The organism is Parashewanella hymeniacidonis (assembly GCF_016900895.1).
Classification (GTDB): Bacteria; Pseudomonadota; Gammaproteobacteria; order Enterobacterales; family Shewanellaceae; genus Parashewanella; species Parashewanella hymeniacidonis.
In genome coordinates this window covers 1-5,601 of sequence record NZ_JAFEUN010000171.1, presented here as the reverse complement: position 1 = coordinate 5,601, position 5,601 = coordinate 1, and the positions used below count along the sequence as shown (strand labels likewise).

The 5,601-nt window shown below is 37.8% G+C and carries 6 protein-coding genes; 5 read left to right on the top strand and 1 reads right to left on the bottom strand.

The window, feature by feature from the left end; genetic code table 11:
- Nucleotides 1-422 precede the first annotated feature (422 nt).
- Nucleotides 423-1,433 carry a type I glyceraldehyde-3-phosphate dehydrogenase gene (gap, locus tag JQC92_RS20640; RefSeq protein WP_205001423.1) on the top strand — a complete coding sequence of 337 codons (1,011 nt, stop codon included), beginning with the start codon at nucleotides 423-425 and terminating at the stop codon, nucleotides 1,431-1,433.
- Between the two features lie 306 nt (nucleotides 1,434-1,739).
- On the opposite strand, the gene JQC92_RS20635 is transcribed toward gap, so the two are convergent.
- Nucleotides 1,740-2,648 (bottom strand): DMT family transporter, encoded by a 909-nt coding sequence (locus JQC92_RS20635; protein ID WP_205001422.1) that lies wholly within the window; start codon nucleotides 2,646-2,648, stop codon nucleotides 1,740-1,742.
- Between the two features lie 401 nt (nucleotides 2,649-3,049).
- On the opposite strand from JQC92_RS20635, the gene JQC92_RS20630 reads away from it, so the two are divergent.
- From JQC92_RS20630 to JQC92_RS20615, 4 genes are all read left to right on the top strand, one after another.
- Entirely contained in the window at nucleotides 3,050-3,460 is a 411-nt protein-coding gene (locus tag JQC92_RS20630) for a curli production assembly/transport protein CsgE (RefSeq protein WP_205001421.1), read from the top strand.
- A 16-nt stretch (nucleotides 3,461-3,476) separates the two neighbouring features.
- Nucleotides 3,477-3,866, top strand: a complete 390-nt coding sequence (locus tag JQC92_RS20625; RefSeq protein WP_205001420.1) for a curli assembly protein CsgF — start codon at nucleotides 3,477-3,479, stop codon at nucleotides 3,864-3,866.
- A 10-nt stretch (nucleotides 3,867-3,876) separates the two neighbouring features.
- Nucleotides 3,877-4,662, top strand: a complete 786-nt coding sequence (locus tag JQC92_RS20620; RefSeq protein ID WP_205001419.1) for a CsgG/HfaB family protein — start codon at nucleotides 3,877-3,879, stop codon at nucleotides 4,660-4,662.
- Nucleotides 4,663-4,798: 136 nt separating this feature from the next.
- Nucleotides 4,799-5,467, top strand: coding sequence for a helix-turn-helix transcriptional regulator (locus JQC92_RS20615; protein WP_205001418.1), 669 nt, complete (start codon nucleotides 4,799-4,801; stop codon nucleotides 5,465-5,467).
- The last annotated feature ends 134 nt before the right edge of the window (nucleotides 5,468-5,601 follow it).

Sequence of the window (5,601 nt, the reverse complement as noted above, 5' to 3'; positions counted from 1 at the left end):
CCTTTCGTAGCATTTCTTGTTGCTAATCAGGTTAACTATGCTGAAAATTTCCATTTTGAAAAGAATCTCAAAGGCAAACGCTCAAGCAAGTTTATCAGAGCAGTTTGAATTACGATATGAGCCTTGATGAATTATCTAAGCTGAGAGTCTGGTCACGAAATGAATGACTTAAAGGATGATAAATTAACGTCTTTGCGTCTGATGAAAAACACAAGAGTTTGCTAGAAACGCAACAACTCTGCCAAATTGAATTTTATTACTAAAAATAGAAATAAAAATATCAGTTTCGGGACGTGTGTTAAAAAATTTACACATTTTACTGGTTTTACATGACATATCATCAGCTAAAGCTTGACTGATATCGTCATTTTTGTAATTTTATAACCAAATTATTTTTTCTCATCCACTTTGAGGGATACCAAATGACAATCCGTGTTGCTATTAACGGTTATGGCCGTATCGGTAGAAACGTACTTCGCGCTCTTTATGAAAGCGAAAAAGATTACCCAATCCAAATCGTGGCATTAAACGATTTGGGCGATGCTTCTATCAACGCACACTTAACGAAGTATGATTCTGTTCATGGTCGTTTTAACGCTAAGGTTGATCATGATGATGAAGCGATTTATGTAAATGGCGACAAGATCATGACTTACCAAGAGCGTGATCCAAGCAAACTACCTTGGGCTGACCTTGATATTGATATCGTGTTCGAATGTACTGGTATCTTCCAATCAAAAGAAGCAGTTCAACCTCACCTAGCAGCTGGTGCAAAAAAAGTTATCATTTCTGCTCCGGGTAAAAACGTAGATGCGACTATCGTTTACGGTGTTAACCATGACGAAATAACAGCTGATATGACTGTAATTTCTAACGCATCTTGTACGACTAACTGTCTAGCGCCTTTCGCTAAGCCTCTAAATGATGAGCTTGGCATTGAATCAGGCCTTATGACAACAATTCACGCTTACACCAATGACCAACGTCTATCTGACGTTTATCATACTGATGTTCGTCGTGCTCGTGCAGCTGCGCTATCAATGATCCCAACTAAAACTGGTGCTGCTGCAGCAGTTGGTTTAGTTGTACCTGCTCTACAAGGTAAGTTTGACGGAATGGCTGTTCGAGTACCAACAGCAAACGTTTCACTTGTTGACCTTTCTTTTATTGCTTCACGTGATACTTCTGTTGAAGAAGTTAACGAAATCATCAAGAAAGCAGCTGGAACAGATAAATTGGCTGGTGTATTACATGTAAATGAAGCACCTCTAGTTTCTATTGATTTCAACCATGATGCTCATTCTTCGAACTTCGATGCGACACAAACTCGTGTAAACGGTCGTCTAGTTAAAGTCATGTCATGGTATGACAACGAATGGGGTTTCAGTAATCGCATGCTAGACAACGCTGTTGCGTTTATGGCTGCGAAGTAGTAGTTCTGGCGGTATTCTATAAAAAGTGCGGATATTATTTCCGCACTTTTTGTATCTCAATCTCACCCAAGGTTTGTACCATGTTCATTGCGGTTAAACCTAAATAAAGCACAATGCCAAGTAAGAAGAGTTTCGACATTTGATGTCATTTATAGCTTGAATTCAAGTTCGAAAAAAACCATAACGTAAGAATTAATCCCGTAATAAATTCAAAGACTCTCGAAGAATAGATGACGTGTTATTTAATGCGTTCGGAAACGAAAGTACAATTAAAACCATTAAACAGTGTAATCTTTTCACACATACTTAATCCCCCTTTCTCGTTACTTTGACACTAGAAACTGCGTATTTTTGCAACACAATGGTGGCGAAAATTGAAAAAATGATACCCGGCAATATTTTAAAGTTTGGCAGTTGAAAATGATAAAGACTACTGATGAACAAAACAAATACAGGGTTCAAATAAATGTATGCGGTGACTTTTGCGGGCGTGAGTGCTGTGTGTGCTTTTTGGATTAGATACGAAGTTAATAACGTTGCGCAGATAGCGAGGTAAACCATATCCTTAATTTCATTTGTGGGTAGCAACTGCCAATTAAGTGGAATGTTTAAAAGAACTAACGCCCCACTCATTATCAATACTCCACCGACCAATGTGCAAAATGTCATTACGACGACGGCTTCTTTACCATAAACCAACTTCATAATAATCATGTAAGTACTCATGCTTAGCGCTGCACCGATAAACAATATGTCACCACGATTCAATTCTAGTGAAACTAACTCCAACCAACTGCCTTTGAACACCACCCAAACAGTACCCACCACACCAAATAAATAGGCAATTAATTCAACTTTTTTAATCTGTGTTTTAAATACAACCATACTAAAAATAGCGGTAATCAGTGGCGTAAGAGTGTGAATCGTACCTGTGTTGACCACACTTGTGTGCGCCAGTGCCATAAACATGAGAATAAAATAGCCTGAATAAAAAATACTGATTGCTATACCTTTAGGAAATGCCGTTGCTAACATCCTTCGATAACTCATTTTTCCCAAAACAAATGGCGCTAAGCAAATAACGGCAATAACAAAACGCATAAGCGTCAATGAAATTGGATGAATTTCGTGTGTAACTAAAGCTGATACGGGAAACGAACTGGCGATTAAAATAGTAGCGGCAATCATAAAACAATGCGCTTTGGCTGAATTCATACTCGACTCTGGTTTAAAGTAACACTTAAAGTGTATACCAAACACAATATATCAAAGTTATAAGTATTTACTCTTTGTTAGTCCATCACTTCTCATAGTTATATCCATTACAGCAATTCGGTTGTTTCAATGCATCTCACATGCATTAACTTCAACAGCCCCTAATACTAGATAATTAAATTATTCGTCCTAGTACCTTTGTACTATTTAACCCCGTAATGCCTTTTTCTATCGCGGCTAGGGTGGCGTATTCTACAGATGTTGATAGGGTAAGTATTAATTCAGCGCTATAAGGACTTAACGCTGCTTTGAAAAAGATGCATTTGTTGGAGGAGTCAACAAGCATTTTTTATTAGGGGTATAAGTCCAAAATAAAAAATTAAAATAGAAATTATAACTATATGAAAAAAATCATCATGCAATTGATGGTATGTGCAGCGTTGGTCATGCTGTTTCAACCACCTGTTCATTCATTTGCCAATCAAGAAATTGAATTGGATGGCCTTGTAATCGATCGCACTTTGACTCGATTTGGTAAGGACTTCAATTTCTACTACTCCAGCTACTGGCGAGAAATTCCTCATACTCAGGGTTATAACGTCATTATCCATGAAACTGTTTTTCCCCAAGCTGGCACTCTCCTCACGTTAGAAATAAATAATCAAAAAATCTATCAAACTCATTTCGGACGGCGAATGAGTTCAGTTGAAGATAGAGCAAAGCAAGCTATTTTATTTACAATTGACTATTTAGCAAAAATAAAAGCCAATGAACTCACTGGTGCGATTAACAGTGAAATGGATGGCTATTAACTTTTTAGGGATAAAAATGAAAATTAAAACTTTGATCTTGGCGACAGCTATTTGTTGTGCAAGTGCCAGTGCTACAGAGATTATTTACACGCCAATTAACCCAACTTTTGGCGGCAACCCACTCAATGGTTCTTTTTTGCTTTCTAAAGCAAGTGCCCAAAATGACAATTCAGAAAGTAGAGAAACTAATTTTGTTGATAGATATAAACAGTCACTTGAAAGAAGCATAATCAATAGCATAACCAGAAAATTTGCAGATGGAGAAGAAAACCCTGCAGGCGAATACGATGCGGGTGATTATAAAATTTTAGTTATTGATTTAGGAGATGGTGGATTTGAAGTTCAAATCACTAATGAACTGACCGGTGAAGTAACTACTATTATCATGCGACAACCTACACCTTAAGGAGATAACCATGAAAAAAATCATTCTAATAGCTTTCTGTATCTCAATAAGTGGTTGTGGTTTACTCCCAAAGCCTGACTTTAACTTATCTGAAGCAGAAATTAATCGTCCGAGTAAAATTTTGACTCAATTAAAATCTAAGCCAAAACCTAAGTTTACGATTCCTGTTGCGGTGTACTCATTCAGAGATCAGACAGGCCAATACAAACCTCAACAAAATGTAAGCTCTTTCTCAACGGCTGTAACTCAAGGTGCCAATGCGATTCTTCTGCAAACGTTGCTTGATACTGACTGGTTTATTCCCGTAGAGCGTGAAGGATTACAAAATCTGTTGACTGAAAGAAAAATCATCAAAAAAAACAAAGCTAAAAACAATAAGGGCAATAGTGCGATTCCTAATTTAGCTAATGCCCGTTTACTGCTCGAAGGTGGCATCATTAGCTACGAAACCAACACAAGTACTGGAGGTATGGGTGGCGCTTATTTTGGTGTAGGAGCATCAGAACTTTACCGTGAAGACCAAGTGACGATTTACCTTCGTGCGATCGATGTCCACAGTGGGAAAGTCATGCTATCCGTAAACACGACTAAGAAAATATTCTCACAAGAAATAAGAGCAGGACTAACACGATTCACTAGCCTGAGCCGTTTAGCTGAGGCAGAAGTTGGATACAGTACAAATGAACCTGTACAACTTTGTGTTACACAGGCTATTGAACTTGCAGTAATTGAGCTCATAGAACAAGGCGTGAAAAAAGGCTTTTGGAATAACAAAGAACCACAAAATAATACGTAGTAAATTGTATCAATAACGAGGATTTACAAATGTAAATATTATGTTAACCTCGTTACTCAACATAATCTACTAAGAGCAAAGTATAAACGTTATATTTTATACAGTGTACATAAGTTTCATTTAGGGAGAATGTGAAATGAATCAAGTAAAGGAATTACTTTTTCTTCACGAGTTCGATACTCCGTGTCACTTGGCAACCCTTGCGCAATCGGTTGGAATAAAAGTGAAGGTACTTAAAAATGTTTCTGACGTGATTCTTCACTCGAAACGTTCTGATTGTTTTTGTTTGATACCTCAAAAGGGGATGCCGCAAGACAGTAAGGGATTACCACTTGTCGTTGCTAGATTAATCAAAGAGCTACCAATTGCAATTTATCAAGCGGAACGAAATAAGATTTCTGAAGATTCAGCCGTTGTGCTAGGTGTTCATGGAATCCTATACTCGGATATCGGTATGGATTTATTGCTCACAGGCATAAAAAGAATGCTAAACGGAGAGCTTTGGTACGATCGTAAAATGATGAGCCAGATGCTTAAGGGATTAGTAAAGAATATAAAACCTGAAGCTCAACTTGGAAAAAACGAAGAAAGCGTTGCAATGTGGCAAATGCTTACTTTAAGAGAAAAAACCGTTATTCAACTCGTTTCAAGCGGCGCAAGAAATAAAGAGATAGCCTATCGACTATGCATCAGTGAACACACCGTTAAAGCTCACTTGTCGTCTATTTTCAGAAAGACTCAATCACGAAATCGTGTAGAGTTACTCAGGTGGTCGAATAATTATCAAGGCCAGCTTATGGCTTAAATGTAATCTGATATACCCATGATACCTGAAGATGCTCGATTTCAGCGAGAATGCACAACTTGTTAATCAAGGCGACAGTGTGCGGCAATAGTGAGCTATTGTTAGCACTGGCAACGAAGAGTAACAAGCTGTGC